This window comes from Rhodococcus sp. WB9 (assembly GCF_007558985.1).
Classification (GTDB): Bacteria; Actinomycetota; Actinomycetes; order Mycobacteriales; family Mycobacteriaceae; genus Rhodococcus_F; species Rhodococcus_F opacus.
Genome location: NZ_CP041769.1, coordinates 6133893 through 6149306, shown reverse-complemented (window position 1 = coordinate 6149306; position 15414 = coordinate 6133893). Strand labels below are relative to the sequence as shown.

General features: G+C 67.6%; 19 protein-coding genes. 10 read left to right on the top strand and 9 right to left on the bottom strand.

What is annotated here, in order from left to right; genetic code table 11:
• Together FND50_RS36360 and FND50_RS28765 are read right to left on the bottom strand one after the other, a co-directional pair.
• The gene (locus FND50_RS36360; protein WP_005251863.1) at window positions 1-156 is read right to left on the bottom strand and encodes a DUF6131 family protein; all 156 of its coding nucleotides are present in this window, start codon (window positions 154-156) and stop codon (window positions 1-3) included.
• A gap of 16 nt (window positions 157-172) precedes the next feature.
• Window positions 173-730: a DUF2231 domain-containing protein gene (locus tag FND50_RS28765; RefSeq protein ID WP_144287946.1), complete on the bottom strand. Its 558-nt coding sequence runs from the start codon at window positions 728-730 to the stop codon at window positions 173-175.
• Between the two features lie 96 nt (window positions 731-826).
• Between FND50_RS28765 and FND50_RS28760 the strand changes: the two genes are divergently transcribed.
• Window positions 827-1057: a hypothetical protein gene (locus tag FND50_RS28760; RefSeq protein WP_005261069.1), complete on the top strand. Its 231-nt coding sequence runs from the start codon at window positions 827-829 to the stop codon at window positions 1055-1057.
• Between the two features lie 21 nt (window positions 1058-1078).
• Here FND50_RS28760 and FND50_RS28755 read toward each other — a convergent pair whose 3' ends face one another.
• On the bottom strand, window positions 1079-1939 hold the full coding sequence (locus tag FND50_RS28755; RefSeq protein WP_144287945.1) for a polyphosphate kinase 2 family protein: 861 nt from the start codon (window positions 1937-1939) through the stop codon (window positions 1079-1081).
• Between the two features lie 35 nt (window positions 1940-1974).
• On the opposite strand from FND50_RS28755, the gene FND50_RS28750 reads away from it, so the two are divergent.
• Window positions 1975-3450: an NAD(P)/FAD-dependent oxidoreductase gene (locus FND50_RS28750; RefSeq protein WP_144287944.1), complete on the top strand. Its 1476-nt coding sequence runs from the start codon at window positions 1975-1977 to the stop codon at window positions 3448-3450.
• Here the strand turns inward: FND50_RS28750 and FND50_RS28745 are convergent.
• Window positions 3437-3745: a DUF4873 domain-containing protein gene (locus tag FND50_RS28745; RefSeq protein ID WP_005261066.1), complete on the bottom strand. Its 309-nt coding sequence runs from the start codon at window positions 3743-3745 to the stop codon at window positions 3437-3439. The two genes, FND50_RS28750 and FND50_RS28745, sit on opposite strands and share 14 nt — an antisense overlap.
• Before the next feature lie 50 nt (window positions 3746-3795).
• Complete coding sequence (locus tag FND50_RS28740; protein ID WP_005261065.1) at window positions 3796-4536, bottom strand: TetR/AcrR family transcriptional regulator; 741 nt, start codon at window positions 4534-4536, stop codon at window positions 3796-3798.
• A 145-nt stretch (window positions 4537-4681) separates the two neighbouring features.
• Between FND50_RS28740 and FND50_RS28735 the strand changes: the two genes are divergently transcribed.
• The 6 genes from FND50_RS28735 (at window position 4682) to FND50_RS28710 (ending at window position 9702) form a co-directional block, all read left to right on the top strand.
• The gene (locus FND50_RS28735; RefSeq protein ID WP_144287943.1) at window positions 4682-5953 is read left to right on the top strand and encodes a DUF445 domain-containing protein; all 1272 of its coding nucleotides are present in this window, start codon (window positions 4682-4684) and stop codon (window positions 5951-5953) included.
• Between the two features lie 103 nt (window positions 5954-6056).
• Complete coding sequence (locus FND50_RS28730; RefSeq protein ID WP_005261063.1) at window positions 6057-6563, top strand: helix-turn-helix domain-containing protein; 507 nt, start codon at window positions 6057-6059, stop codon at window positions 6561-6563.
• On the top strand, window positions 6556-7386 hold the full coding sequence (gene tadA, locus FND50_RS28725; RefSeq protein ID WP_005261062.1) for a major lipid droplet protein TadA: 831 nt from the start codon (window positions 6556-6558) through the stop codon (window positions 7384-7386). Before FND50_RS28730 ends, tadA begins: the two co-directional genes overlap by 8 nt.
• A 72-nt stretch (window positions 7387-7458) precedes the next feature.
• Entirely contained in the window at window positions 7459-7752 is a 294-nt protein-coding gene (locus tag FND50_RS28720) for a DUF2516 family protein (RefSeq protein WP_005251878.1), read from the top strand.
• Window positions 7753-7885: 133 nt separating this feature from the next.
• Window positions 7886-8668, top strand: coding sequence for a MerR family transcriptional regulator (locus FND50_RS28715; protein ID WP_144287942.1), 783 nt, complete (start codon window positions 7886-7888; stop codon window positions 8666-8668).
• Window positions 8669-8670: 2 nt separating this feature from the next.
• Window positions 8671-9702, top strand: coding sequence for an alpha/beta fold hydrolase (locus FND50_RS28710; RefSeq protein ID WP_144287941.1), 1032 nt, complete (start codon window positions 8671-8673; stop codon window positions 9700-9702).
• Between the two features lie 36 nt (window positions 9703-9738).
• Here FND50_RS28710 and purU read toward each other — a convergent pair whose 3' ends face one another.
• On the bottom strand, window positions 9739-10623 hold the full coding sequence (purU, locus tag FND50_RS28705) for a formyltetrahydrofolate deformylase (protein WP_144287940.1): 885 nt from the start codon (window positions 10621-10623) through the stop codon (window positions 9739-9741).
• 13 nt (window positions 10624-10636) lie between these two features.
• Entirely contained in the window at window positions 10637-11470 is an 834-nt protein-coding gene (locus tag FND50_RS28700) for a class I SAM-dependent methyltransferase (protein ID WP_144287939.1), read from the bottom strand.
• A gap of 57 nt (window positions 11471-11527) precedes the next feature.
• On the opposite strand from FND50_RS28700, the gene deoC reads away from it, so the two are divergent.
• Window positions 11528-12193 (top strand): deoxyribose-phosphate aldolase, encoded by a 666-nt coding sequence (deoC, locus tag FND50_RS28695; RefSeq protein ID WP_005251893.1) that lies wholly within the window; start codon window positions 11528-11530, stop codon window positions 12191-12193.
• A gap of 12 nt (window positions 12194-12205) precedes the next feature.
• On the opposite strand, the gene FND50_RS28690 is transcribed toward deoC, so the two are convergent.
• Window positions 12206-12973: a DUF2993 domain-containing protein gene (locus tag FND50_RS28690; protein WP_144287938.1), complete on the bottom strand. Its 768-nt coding sequence runs from the start codon at window positions 12971-12973 to the stop codon at window positions 12206-12208.
• A 113-nt stretch (window positions 12974-13086) separates the two neighbouring features.
• Here FND50_RS28690 and FND50_RS28685 point away from each other — a divergent pair, with 113 nt between their 5' ends.
• On the top strand, window positions 13087-13704 hold the full coding sequence (locus FND50_RS28685) for a hypothetical protein (protein WP_005261055.1): 618 nt from the start codon (window positions 13087-13089) through the stop codon (window positions 13702-13704).
• An 18-nt stretch (window positions 13705-13722) separates the two neighbouring features.
• On the opposite strand, the gene FND50_RS28680 is transcribed toward FND50_RS28685, so the two are convergent.
• Window positions 13723-15270: a TROVE domain-containing protein gene (locus tag FND50_RS28680; RefSeq protein ID WP_144287937.1), complete on the bottom strand. Its 1548-nt coding sequence runs from the start codon at window positions 15268-15270 to the stop codon at window positions 13723-13725.
• Between the last annotated feature and the right edge of the window lie 144 nt (window positions 15271-15414).

Below are 15414 nucleotides of genomic sequence, written 5' to 3'. Positions count from 1 at the left end.
CTAATACCAACGCCGCCTGCCGCCGACCGCACGTCCGGTGGCGCCGAGAATCCACAGGATCGCGCCGATCACCAGGAGGATGATGCCGATGGTCCACAACCAGGTGAGGCCGGTGAGCCATCCGATCAGGAGCAAGATCAGTCCGAGCACGATCATGGCGTTCCTCGATTCTTCATCCCACCGGGGTGATGAGAGTGTCCGGTCCCGGACCCTCCCGCACCCCGTCGACTCCTGCGCCCATTGCGTAGGTCAGATGCCCGCCGAGCGCGCCGCCGATGCCGATCGCGAGAAGTCCCGCGGTGCTCGTGACGACAGCGCGTGCGTCCGTTCCGTGCCTGCGGCGAAGGTAGGACGCGCACATGGCCGTGATGCCGATGGCGTTGGCCTCGGCGTGGATCAGGCCGACGCGGCGCTGACGCGTATCGCGTTCGGCCCAGTCCGCCCAGCCGGTCACCAACGTCGGGGGAGTGGCGAGCAGTCCGAGGCCGATCAGTCTGCGTGCGCCGACGTGATCGCGGAATGCCAGATCGAAGACGGTCGCGCCGACCCACGCCCCGATGGGAAGGCTGACGAGAACGGGATGCACGGGGTGCCCGAGCCAGGATCCGCGCAACACCGGGCCCGCGCCGGACGCACCGAGCACCCCCTGGATCCGCTGTTGCAGGAACCGGCTGCCGCCGTCGAGGAACCCGGCGGATTCCGCCTTCCGGAACAGGCTCTCGAGGTTCATGCCTTGCGGTTACCCAGGGCGGCGCGAAGAAAACCGGCCCACCTTGTCGTCGATGCAGGTCGGGCGTAGCGTCGGGACCACGTTCTCGAAGGTGAGGTGAGTGCCGTGAAACTCAATCTCTTCGCTGCTTGGGTCAGCTTCGCTCTCGTGTTGTTCTCGGTGGTCTGTCTCGGCGGGTTCCTCGTCGCCGCCGGCTCGGGGCAGGGCGGCTGGGCGGTGATCTCCGGATCTCTGTGCGTCGTCGCGCTGGCCGGAGCGATGGCGCTGTACGGCGGAACCGTGCGTCACGATCACAGGCTGCACCACGAAACGCCGCACCTCTTCTGACGGCGGCATGTTCGGGAGGCCTCAGGATTCCGCGAGCCTCCGCTTCTCCGCTTCGATGTCGAAAGTCGCGGCCGGCCAGTCGAGGTCGAGCTTCTCCAGGGCGCCGATCAGCAGCTCGGTGACCGCGATCCGGCTGTACCACTTGCGGTCGCACGGAACCACGTACCACGGCGCGTAATCGGTCGACGTCTCGTCGAGCATCGCCTGATACGCGTCCTGGTATGCGGGCCACAGCCTGCGCTCGTCGACGTCCGACGGGTTGTACTTCCAGTACTTGTCCCGGCGTTCCACCCGTTCGAGCAGCCGCGACTTCTGCTCGTCGAATGACACGAACATCGCGACCTTCACCAGCGTCGTGCCGCCGGCGACGAGTTCTTTCTCGAATTGGTTGATCTCGTCGTAGCGGCCGCTCCAGACTTCCTCGGGCACGAGATCGTGAACCCGGACCACCAGCACGTCCTCGTAGTGCGACCGGTCGAAAACACCGAGTTGTCCGCCGCGGGGCAGGGCCGTGTCGATCCGCCACAGAAAGTGGTGGCGCTTCTCCTCGGGAGTGGGCACGCCGAACGACGCGTGATCCACGCCCTGCGGATCCACGTGCCCGATGACGTGGCGGACCATTCCGCCTTTACCCGCGGTGTCCATGCCCTGCAGCACGAGCAGCACCGACCGGTGGTCGCCGGATCGTCCGTTGGCGTAGAGCTTCTCCTGCAGCGACGACAGCACTGCCCCGCGTTCCTCCAGCAGCGCGACCCCGTCCGACTTGTCGCCGACGAATCCGGGTGTGCTCCCGCAATCGAGTTCGGCGATCGGCTGACCCGGGCGCGACCGCAGGGCCTCGATCGCCGACATTTTCCACAATCCGCGTGCCTTTTCTGCCATGTGCAAACAGTGCCACAGGAGCGTTACATGGAGTTGTGGGCGGCGAGGTGCATCGGTGTCGCGTCCTGGTGATCGGGACGGGTTTTTCCGGTCTGGGCACGGCCATTCAGCTGCGTAAGCGGGGGCGCGACGACTTCATTCTGCTGGAGAAGGCGCGGGAGGTCGGTGGCACCTGGCGGGAGAACACGTACCCCGGTTGCGCGTGTGACGTGCCCTCGCATTTGTACTCGTTCTCGTTCGAGCCGAACTCGGACTGGACCCGGATGTGGTCGGGTCAGGAGGAGATCTTCGACTATCTGCGCGGTCTGGCCGACAAGTACGAGCTGCGGCGCAACATTCATTTCGGCCGCACGATGACAGGCGGGTACTGGGACGCCGAACGGCAACGGTGGCACGTCCACACCGAGTCGGGCGACGAGTACGTCGCCCAGTTCGTCGTGTCCGGGATCGGCGCCCTCCACATCCCGAACGTCCCGGATCTGCCCGGCGCCGACACGTTCGAGGGCACGGCGTTCCACTCGGCGGAGTGGAACCACGACTACGACCTGCGGGGCAAGAAGGTCGCGGTGATCGGCACGGGCGCCAGCGCCGTCCAGTTCGTTCCCGAGATCGTGGGCGACGTCGCCGAGTTGCAGTTGTATCAGCGGACGCCGCCCTGGGTGATACCGGGCTTGAACTTCGGCATTCCGCCGCAGGCGCGGCGCCTGTTCGGCCGGGTCCCGTTGGCCCGTCGAATGGTGCGTGCCGCGGTCTACTGGACCTATGAATCGCTCGCGCTCGGGTTCAACGGGCACTCCCGCCTGATGCGGCCGATCGAGAGCGCGGCACGGAAGAACCTGAACAGGACCGTCACCGATCTCGAACTGCGCCGGAAGCTGACCCCGTCCTATCGCATCGGTTGCAAGCGGATCCTGGGGTCGGACGTGTACTACCCGGCGTTGATCTCACCGAAGACGGTCGTGCTCACCGAGGGCATCGCGGAGGTGCGCCCGCACAGCATCGTCGCGGGCGACGGGGCGGAGCGGGTGGTGGACGCGATCATCTACGCCACTGGATTCCATGTCACCGACGGCTTCGACAATGTCGAGCTCACCGGGGTCGAGGGCCGGCGCCTCGCCGACGAATGGGAGGAGCACGGGATCCGCACCTACCTCGGTATCACCGTCGCGGGTTACCCCAACGCGTTCTTCCTCTTCGGACCCAACACCGGGCTCGGTCACAATTCGGTGGTCTTCATGATCGAGTCGCAGATTCGTTATGCACTGGAACTGATGGATCTCGTCGACCGGCGCGGCGCCGATTCCGCGGCCGTCCGGCCCGCGGTGCAGAGCCGCTTCAACACCGACATCCAACGGAAACTGGCGAAGGGGGTGTGGTCCACCGGCGGGTGCGTGAGCTGGTACCTGGACTCGCACGGCGTCAACCGCACCATCTGGCCGGGTTCGACCGTGCGCTACTGGCGCCGGACGCGGTCGGTCGAACCGGCGGACTTCGAGTTCACACCCGGCTGAACGGCGGGGGCGTCACTCCGTCGACGAGATGGCTTCCCCAGAGGTCCACCCCGGTGATCCGGGCGGTGGCCGTGCCTGCCGGGCTGGTGATCTGCAGTTCCGTGCCCGCGGACAGGTCTGCATCCGGGCCGAGGGCGTCCGTCAGGGTGCGGACGCGGCCGTGCCACACGTACCGACCGCTGATGGGTTCGAAGTTTCCCGCCAACTGGACCTGCACGGTCACGGCGGGACGGTCGCCGACGACGACGTCGGCGGGGCCGCGGTAGCCCTCTTCTTCTTCCTCGTGTTCGTTCACACAGGCAAGTTTACCTGTAACTGCTAGTTACACAAGAAACGGTCGGGTGCCTAGTCGGCCTCGGCCGCAGGCGGCAGCAACGGGTGCGGGATCGCGTTGAATCGCGCGGGCGAGCCGTTGACCGCAGCGATACCGGTGACGCCACCCCAGGTCATCATCGTGAGGTAGTTGATCAGATCCTCGACCGACATGGACCGGTTGGAGATCCACCAGTGCGTCGCCAACTGCACACCACCGACGATTCCGTACGCCCAGGGGACGGCGCCGCCGGAGTCCATCTCCATCTGCCGCAGCCGCTCGCCGAGAACGGTGGAGAGCACCTCCGCGATCATCCGTTCCGAGTCGGCGACCGTCTCGCGGCCGGGGCCGGAGCCGTTGGCCATGATGTACAGGTAGACGTCGGGATCCGACGCCACCGTCTCGACGTACGCCGTGATGGTGGCGCGGGTCAGCTCGAAGTCGTCGAGGTCGCCGCCGATGGCCTCGTAGATCCGCGGGGCGAGTGTGGTCTCCACGTACCGCGCCATGGTCGCGTTCGTCAGATCGCTCTTGTCCGCGAAATAGCGGTACAGCACCGTCTTGGAGACACCGATCTCGGATGCGATCTCGTCCATGCCGATGTCGCGTCCACGCAAGCGGATGGCGGCGATCGTTCCGTCGACGAGTTCTTCTCGGCGCGCGATCTTGTGCTCACGCCAGCGGCGCTTGCGCCCATCGGGCTTTGCCGCCTTGTCCAGCTTCGTCATCGACTCGGTCACCTGCTCAGGATCCTTCACGTCGTCGTTCGCCACTGAGTCTCTTCACATCCGTTTCGTGTCGCGATCTCCTGTCAGCTTAGTGCTCCGGTCTTGTCGCACGGCACAACGCCGTCTGTGCGGGCACGCGTCCAGCGGCTGGGCTGCCGCCTCCGCGCCGTCCTTGGGCACAATGGCGTCTGTGGATCAACTGAGCCTTTCCGCCTTCGACGACGACGCGAAGCGCCGCGATCTCCGCAAGATGAAGGCTGTCGCGACGGGCTTCCTCGTGTTCGCCACCGTGGTCTACCTCGTGTGCAGGTGGCAGGAATCGCGGGGCGCCGGGGCCTGGGTCGGCTACGTGCGGGCCGCGGCCGAGGCAGGAATGGTCGGTGCGCTGGCCGACTGGTTCGCGGTGACGGCCCTGTTCCGGCATCCGCTCGGATTGCCGATCCCGCACACCGCGATCATCAAGCGCAAGAAGGACCAGCTGGGGGCGAGCCTCGGCAACTTCGTCGGCCAGAACTTCCTCGCCCCCGAGGTGGTGTCCGCCAAGGTGGAGGCCGCGGAGATCCCGCTGCGGCTGGGCACGTGGATGGCGCAGCCCAAGCATGCCGCGCGCGTCGCTGCCGAGACGGCCACCATCCTGCGCGGCTTCGTCGAGATCCTGCGCGACGAGGACGTGCAGCAGATCATCGACAGCACCCTGGTGCGCAGGCTGGCCGAGCCCCAGTGGGGGCCGCCGATCGGGCGGGTACTCGGCGAACTCCTGCGCGAGAACCGGCAGCTGCCGATCCTGGATCTGCTCGCCGAGCGGGCGCACCAGTGGGCGCTCGGGAGTCAGGAGACCATCGACCGGATCGTCAGCCGCGATTCGCCCGCCTGGTCTCCCAAGTTCGTCGACGCCATGCTCGGCGAGAAGATCCACCGGGAGCTCGTCGAATTCACGTGGAAGGTGCGATCCAACCCGGAGCACGAGGTGCGGCAGGCGGCCAACCGCTTCCTCGTCGACTTCGCCGACGACCTGCAGAACGATCCCGCGACCATGGAGAAGGCCGAGAAGATCAAGGCCGAGATCATGGGGCGCGAGGAGGTGACCGGCCTCGCCGCCGCGACGTGGACGGTCGCCAAGCGCCTGATCATGGAATCCGTCGACGACCCGAACAGCACGCTGCGCACGAAGGTCGCGGAGAACGTTGTGCGATTCGGTGAGCGGCTGCGCGACGACCACGAGCTGAGAACCAAGGTCGACGGGTGGGTGCTCGCCGGCACGCGCTACGTCGTCGTTCACTACACCGACGAGATCACCGCGATCATCTCCGACACCGTCGAGCGCTGGGACGCCGAGGAGGCGTCCAAGAAGATCGAATTGCAGGTGGGACGGGATCTCCAGTTCATCCGCATCAACGGCACGGTTGTCGGTTCGATCGCGGGCTTGCTGATCTACACGTTCTCGACGTTGCTGTTCGGCTGACATCTGCCTCGGCGGAGGGTGCGCTAGCTGGGTGCTAACAGAGTGCTTGCAATTGCTAGCACCCTGCTTTAGGCTTGGTTCTGCCCAGCAACACGGAGGACTGATGGCAAGCGATGATCGCGACGCAGCCGGTGCAGGAGATCTGGCAGCTCGCGTAGTCAGCAACGCCGCTCACGACATCGGAGGTTTCATTCGTGCCCAGCGCGAAGCGGCCCAGGTGTCGATGCGGCAGCTGGCGCAGCTGGCTGGTGTCAGTAATCCGTATCTGAGTCAGATCGAGCGTGGGTTGCGCAAGCCCTCGGCCGAGGTGCTTGGGCAGATAGCCAAGGGTCTCCGGGTGTCTTCGGAGGTCCTGTACGTCCAGGCGGGTTACCTCGAGCAGCGTCCACACGGTCCCCTCCGTGACGCTTTGCTCGCGGATACGGCCATTACCGAGCGGCAGAAGCAAGTGCTGCTCGAGATCTACGAGTCGTTCTGTCGTGAGAACGAATCGGCGGAAGCGGCCGAATCCCGGACGTCCGAGCTTCGGACAGAAGAACACCAGCGTTCTGATTCCCAGACGCCGGAACCAGAACCCCCCACCGTTGAACAGGAGAAAGCCGATGACTGACCAGAAGACCATCGACAGCGTCAAGACCTCGCTGTACGCGGCCGTAGGCGCCGGAGACGTCGTCGTGCAGGCCGTGGCCGACGTCGTCGCCCAGGTCCGCTCGCGCGCCGAGTCCACCCAGGGTGACGTCGAGGAGCGTGTCGGCGGCGCCAAGGAGCGCATCGCCGGACTCCAGGAAGAGGTCACCGAGGGTGTCGAGAACCTTCGCGACCGCCTCGCCGGACTGCCGTCCGAGCTGCCTGAGGAGCTTGCCGAGCTGCGGGAGAAGTTCACCGCCGACGAGCTGCGCAAGGTCGCCGAGGCCTACCTGAAGGTCGCATCCGACCTGTACACGTCTCTCGCGGAGCGCGGCGAGGACACCGTCGAGCGCATCCGCAAGCAGCCGGTCGTCGAGGAGGGCATCGGCCGCGCCGAGACCGCCTTCGGCGACGCCGTCGAGCTGACCGAGGAAGCTCTCGGCACCGTTGCACGCCAGACGCGCGCCGTCGGCGAGCAGGCCGCGAAGCTCGCGGGCCGCGCGTCGGGTCGCATCTCCGACACCGCCGAGGGACTCGGCGAGGCCATCGCCGACGCCGGCGACGAGGCTGCCCTGAAGGTTCTCGACCTGGGCGACCAGGCCGAGGAAGCGTCGAAGGACGCTGCCGATCGCGTCACCGCCACCGCGGCCGACGTCCAGGCTCGCGCCGACAAGGCTGCCCCGGCCAAGCATGCCGCTCCCGCCAAGAAGGCTGCTCCGGCCAAGGCTGCGGCAACTCCGGCCCCGGCTCCGGCCAAGAAGGCCGCCGCTCCGGCCAAGAAGGCTGCTCCGGCCAAGAAGGCTTGATCCTTCACGCTTTTCGGCCCCCGCACGTTCGGTGCGGGGGCCGTTTGCGTGTCGACCTCGTAGGATGGGGCTGTGATTCAAGTTGACGGCGTCGTCTCGGTGATCTTGTTGGTGATTCGCATCGTCGCCCTGGGCGGTGCTGCATACGCGCTGTTCCACGCGGCTCGCCAGCGCAAGGACGCGTTCACCGCCGTGGACAAGTTGAGCAAACCGATCTGGCTGAGCATTCTCGCCGTCGCGTTCCTCGTCCTCCTGCTGTTCCCCGCCGTGCAGTTGTTCGGCATCGTCGCGGTGGTCGCGGTGTGCGTCTATCTCGTGGACGTGCGTCCCCGTGTCGACGACGTGCAGCGCGGACCCCGCTGGTAGGCATTCGGCCGGACAGGTACCGCTCCTCCCGCACGCTTCTGCGAAGTGGGGACCGTTCGCGCCCTGACAATGACAATGGGCATTGTGACAATGCTATTGTGGTCATGAGGCTACCGAGGAGCGCATCGTCCCGATGACGGAATACCGGATCGACGACCTCGCACGCGAGGCGCGGGTGAGTGTGCGCAACGTTCGCGTCTACCAGGACCGAGGACTGCTCCCGCCGCCGCGGAAGCAGGGGCGCACGGGGTGGTACAACGACTCGCACCTCGCGCGGCTGAATTTGATCGGGCGCATGCTCGACCGCGGCTACACGTTCGCGACCATCAGCGAACTGCTTACCGCCGCGCACTACGGACTCCAGGTCAAGGACGTTCTGGAAACCGACGACCCGGGCAGCCGCTGGAAGAAGCGCAGGCGGGCGGCACGCCTCACGATCGCCGAGCTGAAACGCATGTTCGGGGCGCAGACCACCGAGGCCAACATCGCCCGCGGTACTGAACTCGGTGTGCTCGTGCCCGCGGGCGAGGACTATTCGGTGAACAATCCGCGACTCGTCGAGGCGGCGCAGGTCCTCGTCGACGCCGGCATCCCGCTCGAGGACGTCCTCGAGCAGACCGCGGCGGTGCGACGTGACCTCTCGGATGTCGCCGCACGGTTCGTTGCCGTCGTCGCGGACCGCTATCTCGCCGAGGGTGAGCCGCTCGAACTCGACGAGGCGAAGGTTTCGGACATCGCGCGGCTCGTCGACCAGATGCGTCCCCTCGCACACGAAGCCGTCCAGTCGCTGTTCGAAGAGGCGATGGAGGAGGAGATCTCCCGGGCCCTCGAGCGGGCGGCCCGGCAACTCGGTGAGACACCGGGTTCGGCGTCGGACACGAACACCAACAGAGCAAGTTGGACAGGACAGGGGTAGTAATGACCAGCAGTTCGCGCACCATCGCCTTCCGGGCGCTCGCAGGCGCAGCCGGGGTCGGCGCCGTCGTCGCCGGGGCAGCGGCGATCCGTCACAAGCGGGCCACCCGCGGGTTGACGTTGTCGACCGAGGTGGCCCCGAACGAGTTGCTGCGCACCCCGGATATGCGCCCGGACGTGACGGAGATCCTCACCGACGACGGAGCGTCGCTGTACGTCCGCGCCTACGGTCCGGTGGACGGCGATCCCATTGTGCTGAGCCATGGCTGGACCTGTTCGACCGAGTACTGGTACCCGCAGGTGAATGCGCTCGCGGGCGAGTACCGGGTCATCACCTACGACCAGCGAGGGCACGGCCGCAGCTCGGTCGGCTCGCTCCCGCTCGGTCCCGACGTCCTCGCCGACGACCTGTCGGAGGTGCTGAAGGCGACGGTGCGCGAAGACAAGAAGGCAGTGCTCGTGGGTCACAGCATGGGTGGCATGAGCATCATGGCGTGGGCAGGCCGGCACCCCGACGAGGTGAAGAAGTACGCGTCGGCGGTTCTGCTCGCCAGCACCGCCTGCGACAGGCTCATCGCCGAGACCACCGTCATCCCGCTGCCGAATCGTTTTCCGCGAGTGCCGGTCCCGGTCGGCCGCGCCGTCCTGAGCACACCGGTGCCGTTGGTCTCGTCGCCGGTGATGACCCGCGCGCTCCAGTACGTGTCGATGTCGCCGAACGCCTCCCGCGCCGAAGTCCAGTTCTGCGAGAACATTGTCCGGGACTGCAAGCCGCGCATCCGCGGCGGCTGGGGTGCCGCGCTCAGCGGCCTCGACATCCACGAGGCTCTCGACAACCTCGACGTCCCGACCACGGTGCTCGTCGGCTCCATGGACCGACTGACCCCACCGGTCCACGCTCGCAAGCTCGCTCGCGTCCTGGACGAGGCGGGTCACCTCGAGCGGCTGATCGTCCTGCCCGGCGTCGGCCACATGAGCTCCGTCGAGAGCATCGACGAGTTCGACAAGGAGATCGTCCGGCTGCGCAATCTCTGATCCGACAGTTGCCCGCGGAATCTGTGTTCGCCGGGGCTAGCTGAACACCACAGTCTTACGGCCGTGCACGAGGACGCGGTCCTCGAGATGCCAGCGCAGGCCGCGGGACAGCACGAGCTTCTCGATGTCGCGACCCTGCCGGACCATGTCCGTGACCTCGTCGGCGTGGTCGACGCGGATCACGTCCTGCTCGATGATGGGGCCCGCGTCGAGTTCGGCCGTCACGTAGTGGCAGGTGGCGCCGATCAGCTTCACACCGCGGGCGAATGCCTGGTGGTACGGGCGGGCGCCGACGAAGGACGGCAGGAAGCTGTGATGGATGTTGATCGCCCGGCCGGCCCAGTGCTCGCACAGTGCCGAGGGCAGCACCTGCATGAAACGTGCCAGCACCACGGCATCGGGGTCGTGGGCGTCGACCAGTTCACGCACCTGCTCGAACGCGGGCCCGCGTTCGGCGGGATCCTTCGGGAACGGCACGTGATGGAAGTCGATGCCGTGCTGCCGCGTGACGTTCTCGAGGTCGCGGTGGTTGCCGATCACCGCGCAGATGTCGGCGGGCAACTCGCCTCCGGCCGCGCGGCCCAGCAGGTCGTGGAGGCAGTGCGCCTCCTTGCTCACGAGCAGCACCACCCGTTTGCGCTCGCCGGTGTCGGACACGGTCCACTCGGTCTCGGGGCCCAGTTCGGCGGCGACGGCCGCGAAGCGTTCCCGGAGTTCCTCGATGGACATGTCGACGGACGACGCACGCACTGCCTGACGGGTGAAGAACCAGCCGGTGTCGGCGTCGGCGTGGTACGCCGCCTCGACGATCCAGCCGCCGACCTCGGCGAGGAACGTCGAGATCCGGGCGACGATGCCGGTGCGGTCGGGGCAGCCGAGAGAAAGAACGTACCGGTGGTCCTCGGTCGAAGCAGCGCTCATGGGCAACAGTCTTTCAGGTCGCGCTCCGGCCGTTCACGACGGCGGTGCCGACGAGGGTGCCGGCGTCGATGTCGTGTATCGCGCGTTCGGTGAGCAGCTGCAGGAGATCGAGACGAATCTGCTCGACGGTCCCGGCGTCGAACGGGGCGAGCGCGCGGCGGAAGTTCCCACCCAGGACGAGGTCCCAGGAGAACTCGGGGGTCGCGGGAATGATGTTGGACAGCTCCCGGACCTCGGTCGAGTGCGCGCCCAGCTCGCCCAGCCACTGGTGGAGCGCGTCCGGGGTGTCGATGCGTTCGAGGGGATCGAACGGCGACCCGGCCGAATCGGGCTCGGGTTCCCGGTGCAGGGCGACGGCGTCCTGGAACGCGGCCGCGAAGTCGCGCAACGCGCCCCGCCGCCACACCGTGATCCCGACCTTGCCGCCCGGCCGGACGAGGCCCGCGAGCCGGGTGAACGCGGCGTCCATGTGGGGCAGGAAGAACACGCCGTACGAGCAGGCGAGCGCGTCGTAGCCCGCTTCCGGGACGGTGCTCGGCGGTTCCCAGGTGGTGGCGTCCGCGCAGACGAATTCGACGTTCTGCAGTCCTCGCTCCGACGCCTTCAGGCGCCCCTGCTCGAGGAGTTCGTCGGCCAGATCGACGCCGTGGACGAGGCCCGCCGGACCGACCGCGGTGGCCGCGGGGAGCGCCGAAGAGCCTGCGCCGCAACACACGTCGAGGACGGCGTCGCTGGGACGCAGTCCGAGCTGGAAGACGAGTGACTGCCCGGCAGGCGTCCACACGGCCGTCGTCAGCCGGTCGAACTCCAGCCGCGCCTCGTCGAAGATCGATCCCGGATCACTCATACGGCGATGCTAGGCCGTGCCGCGAGCCCCGGAAGGCATTGTGCGAAGCTCACAGGTATGTCCGACGTTGCACTGACCCGCTCCCAGGTGGCCGACCTCGTCGACCACACGCTCCTCAAGCCCGAGGCCACCACCGACGACGTGAAGGCGCTGATCGACGAGGCGCGCTCGCTCGGCGTGCTCGCCGTCTGCGTGTCACCGTCGATGCTGCCGGTCAAGGCGCCGGGTCTGGTGACCGCCGCGGTGGTCGGGTTTCCCTCGGGCAAGCACCACTCGCTGGTCAAGGGGGCCGAGGCCCGGCTCGCCGTGGACCAGGGTGCGCAGGAGATCGACATGGTGATCGACATCGGTGCCGCCGTGGCCGGCGACTTCAACGCGGTGCTGGCCGACGTCCTCACCGTCCGCGAGGCCGTCGGCGACCGCACCGTCCTCAAGGTGATCCTCGAGACCGCCGCGCTCACCGACGAGGCGATCGTGGAAGCATGCCGGGCCGCCGAGCGGGCCGGGGCGAACTTCGTGAAGACGTCCACCGGATTCCATCCGGCCGGGGGAGCGACCGTGGAGGCGGTGCGGCTGATGGCGCAGACCGTCGGCGGTCGGATCGGCGTGAAGGCGAGCGGCGGGATCCGCACCGCACAGGCCGCCCTCGACATGATCGCGGCCGGTGCGACGCGGCTGGGACTGTCGGGAACCCGTGCCGTCCTGGACGGGCTGCCCGACTGACCCGGTGGTCGGTCAGACCAGGAGGCCGCAGCTGCTCTGCTGTTCTTGCTGCTGTTGCTGGGTGCCGGCGGCAGGCATCGTGTAGGCGCCGCCTTCGAGGGTGATCTCGATGGCGTCGTCGGTGACCTTCAACGACGTCGGCTGCATGCCCAGCGGGTAGGTCTGCAGACTCGACGTGAGGATCTGGACGACCCCGTCGACGAGATCGGTGGGAAGACCGAAACCGAGGACCTCCGCACCCACCGTCTCCACCTTGACGGTCCCGTTCACGACCTCCGGTTTGACGGTCAGATCCGCGAGCCCGGCCGGGCCGACGGAGAACCTCAACGTCCCGGCGTTCGAATCGGCGGTGACGCCGCTGATGAGCGAACCGAACGCCTGCTGCTGCAGCGTCGCGAGGATGCCCGCGGTGGACCAGGTGATGTCCGCGTCGGAACTGCCGATGGTGCCGCTGCTGTCCGCGGTGTTCTCGATCCGGATGTCGTTGACCTGGGCGTGCACGTGCATTCCCTGGGCGGGGCCGAACTTGGTGTCGTCGCTGTCGATGGTGATGTACGGGACGTTCTTGTCGACCGACTGGAGCAGGACCGGCTTCCAGCTCAGGCCCACGTCCACCTGCGAGCCGAGTTGGCTCTCGAACTGGTCTGCCATGCAGGTCTTCACTCTGTTGCGCACGAAGAGTTCGCCGCCGACGAGGACCACCACGAGCGCGGCGATGACGACAAGAGAGATGACGAGCACACGGTTACTTCGGGGTGCGGAGTTCGTTCGGGCTGCCATTACACGGATTCTTCCCGACAACTCTGAACAATTTCTGTGAATGCGTCCGCGGCGGGTCGCCGAGATCCGCAGAAATTGTGATACGTGCCACAATCGCCCAGTAATCTAGGGGAATGTCCGGATGGTTGGCTCCACGTCCCGGTGACCCGGAGCGCGAAGGTGTCGGTGAAGAACTGACACGCGTCGCGACGGCTCAGGCGGGTTTCTTCACCACTGCGCAAGTGCTGCGCCTCGGTTTCGCCTCCGACGAGATCGGCGAGCGCGTTGCCGACGGCTCGTGGGTCAAGATCGAGCGAGATCTGTTCCGCTTGAAGGATTGCCCGCACTCCGATCTCGAGGAATTCGCGAAGTGGTGCACCTGGTTCGGTGCCGCCGCCGCGGTGTCCCACCAGAGTGCCGCCGAACTTCACGGCCTCGGGCATCTGTACCCGCGGTTCATCCACCTCTCGACGGTGCTGTCGCCGCCTTCGCCGACGCAGCAGTTGGCGCTGCACCGGCGTTCGCTCCGCCCGGAGGACTGCGAGCAGGTCGGCCCCCTGCGCATCACCACGCCGCTGTGCACGGCACTAGACCTCGCCGCCAGCGGCATCTCGCAGGAACTGCTCGACGAGGTGGTCGCCGACGGCGTCGCGATCGGGCGACTGAACGCGCGCGCACTGCACGGGGAGTGCGGATCCCTGCCGGCGCAGGTGGCGCAGCGCGTCGAACACGCACTGGCCACCTGCACCTGACCGGTCACCGCCCCGGGATCAGAACGGCCACTCGCCGTTCCGAATGCCCTCCAGGAGCGGGATCATCGAGAATCCCGCGTCCGACAGTCCGCCGAACGTGTGGCGGTTCGCGGACCCCGTCGGTCCGTGTCCGTGTCGGTAGCCCGCCACGTTCCACGTGTACACGGGGACGTCGGCCGGGACGTGCCGGGTCGGATCGCCCCACGCCGCCTGCTCGTCGGTGACGATGACGACGCGATCGTGGTCGCGGTAGTGCTTCCGCACCGCCGACGCGGTGTCCGTGCCGCCCAGGTCGCCGAAACTGTCGACGACCCGCAGCACAGGCTGGTGCTTGAACGGCACGTACCGGCTGTCCGTGCCGAACTCGACCAGGTTGGCCCGTTCGGCGCGCGCCGCCAGAACGGTGCCGAACACCGCGGCCGCGTCCGCCCGCGTCAGTTCCGACCGCGCCGAGACGCGGCTGTAGAACATCGATCCGGACCGGTCGACGAGCACCAGGGTGCGGCCGGGCAGCGACGGGACCGCGGACAGCGATGCCCCGAGCGCACGTTCGAGCGCATGTCCCCACTGCAGGCTCGGCGCGTTCCGGTAGGCCGCGAGGAACCGCATCGGCAGCTGCCGCGACTTTGCGACCTCGCCCGGATCGGCGATCCGGGCCGCCACCTGTTCGGCGACGTGGTCGGGAAGCCCGGCCTCGTCGAAGTTCCTCAGGTTGCGCAGAAGCGCCATGTACCCCATGGACGGGATCACCGCCTGCCATGCTGCGGCGTCCATCGGCCCCTGCAGCCAGCCGGCGAGCGACTCCCAGGTCATGCCGGCCGCCGACAACCGCTCCGGGGTCCGGAGGACGGCACGCCGATCCTCCGGCGGGAGCGCCGCCAGCGCCGCTCGTTCCGTGAGCATCCGCAGGCCGGTGGGGATCGTGTTCTCGCGTCCCTGTCGCCGATCGATCGCGTGCCGGAACAGCTCGCCCTGCCACGTCGCCGACGGCGACGCGTGGGTGAGCTCGAGGACGTCGCCGAAGCGGACGTCCCTGGCATCGGAATCCCACTTCAGTAGTGAGCGTTCCGAGTACAGGCGGACGGCGGCATCGGCGACCCCGCGCTTGACCGGCTTCGGGAGCGAACGACCGTGGCGCGCAATCCAGTAGGCGAGGACCTCACCCGGCTCGTCGGCCCGCTCCAGCGCCGACGAGATGACGGCGCGGTTGCCGCCGTGCAGACCGGCGCCCAGCCGGGCCCGGACGAACTCGGCCGCGGCCACCACGGACGCCGAACGCAGATGCGCGTCGCGGCGCAGCCACCCGATCAGGCGGGCGGTCCACTCCGGGTCCGACAGCGTGACCTCGTGGATGAGTTCGACGAACCGGTTGTCGCGGTCCGGAGCCGACTCGTAGAACGTGTGCTCACCCACCATGTTGGTGACCGCGAGGAGGAACAGCTCGCTCTTCGCGTCGCGGGCGTAGCCGCTGCCGCCCTCGAACGTGCGGCCGGCCGGTTGCGTTTCCGACGTGATGGGGCTCTGTACCTTGGTGCGGCGCAGCGTCTTCAGGTTGAACTTGCTCATGGGGTTGTTCCTCCTTCCGGGAGGTGTCGGTGCTCGTGGGGTGCGCGCCACCAGAGGTCGAAGCGACGACGGGGTGCGGAGTCGAACCGCGTGCTTGCGCACTTCACCTGAGAAGTATCCGTCGTCTGCGCACCGGGTGGCGCG

Excerpts from the sequence above, each read along its gene's own strand:
- deoC (WP_005251893.1), top strand. The coding sequence starts at position 11,528 with ATGTCCGACGTTGCACTGACCCGCTCCCAGGTGGCCGACCTCGTCGAC.
- purU (WP_144287940.1), bottom strand. The coding sequence starts at position 10,623 with ATGAGCGCTGCTTCGACCGAGGACCACCGGTACGTTCTTTCTCTCGGC.
- FND50_RS36360 (WP_005251863.1), bottom strand. The coding sequence starts at position 156 with ATGATCGTGCTCGGACTGATCTTGCTCCTGATCGGATGGCTCACCGGC.
- FND50_RS28710 (WP_144287941.1), top strand. The coding sequence starts at position 8,671 with ATGACCAGCAGTTCGCGCACCATCGCCTTCCGGGCGCTCGCAGGCGCA.
- FND50_RS28690 (WP_144287938.1), bottom strand. The coding sequence starts at position 12,973 with ATGGCAGCCCGAACGAACTCCGCACCCCGAAGTAACCGTGTGCTCGTC.
- FND50_RS28680 (WP_144287937.1), bottom strand. The coding sequence starts at position 15,270 with ATGAGCAAGTTCAACCTGAAGACGCTGCGCCGCACCAAGGTACAGAGC.
- FND50_RS28715 (WP_144287942.1), top strand. The coding sequence starts at position 7,886 with ATGACGGAATACCGGATCGACGACCTCGCACGCGAGGCGCGGGTGAGT.
- FND50_RS28700 (WP_144287939.1), bottom strand. The coding sequence starts at position 11,470 with ATGAGTGATCCGGGATCGATCTTCGACGAGGCGCGGCTGGAGTTCGAC.
- FND50_RS28730 (WP_005261063.1), top strand. The coding sequence starts at position 6,057 with ATGGCAAGCGATGATCGCGACGCAGCCGGTGCAGGAGATCTGGCAGCT.
- FND50_RS28765 (WP_144287946.1), bottom strand. The coding sequence starts at position 730 with ATGAACCTCGAGAGCCTGTTCCGGAAGGCGGAATCCGCCGGGTTCCTC.
- tadA (WP_005261062.1), top strand. The coding sequence starts at position 6,556 with ATGACTGACCAGAAGACCATCGACAGCGTCAAGACCTCGCTGTACGCG.
- FND50_RS28685 (WP_005261055.1), top strand. The coding sequence starts at position 13,087 with ATGTCCGGATGGTTGGCTCCACGTCCCGGTGACCCGGAGCGCGAAGGT.
- FND50_RS28755 (WP_144287945.1), bottom strand. The coding sequence starts at position 1,939 with ATGGCAGAAAAGGCACGCGGATTGTGGAAAATGTCGGCGATCGAGGCC.